General features: G+C 43.5%; 1 pseudogene. It reads left to right on the top strand.

What is annotated here, in order from left to right:
• Positions 1-28: 28 nt before the first annotated feature.
• A pseudogene (locus AAEZ03_RS26475) lies at positions 29-333 on the top strand (hypothetical protein); the annotation flags it as partial.

Genomic DNA, 333 nt, shown 5'->3' with positions numbered 1-333 from the left:
AGTCAGAGTAACTCCAACCAAAGCTTCAATGAAAAAAATTAAGCGTACCAATATTCACCTGTTCACCGAAGATGAAGCGATACGTCCCGCAATTATCGAAGAGATACGCGAGCACGACTATCAGTTCGATGTACAAATTCAATTATGCCGCAACCTTAAAAAGCAGCCTATTGATCAGCTAACACAAGAATGGAAAGAGTCTGATGCGCCATTCGTTACCGTAGCGACTTTGACCATACCTTGTCAAGACGTCCCAGACGATGGCAATCTCGACGCGATAGAGGATTTAAGCTTTACCACTTTCCGCTGTTTAGAAGAGAATCGTCCTATTGG

Source organism: Pseudomonas sp. HY2-MNA-CIBAN-0224 (genome assembly GCF_040310285.1).
In the GTDB taxonomy this organism is placed as follows: domain Bacteria; phylum Pseudomonadota; class Gammaproteobacteria; order Pseudomonadales; family Pseudomonadaceae; genus Aquipseudomonas; species Aquipseudomonas helleri.
Note: the sequence above shows the minus strand (reverse complement) of the source record. Positions and strands in the feature narration are given on the sequence as shown.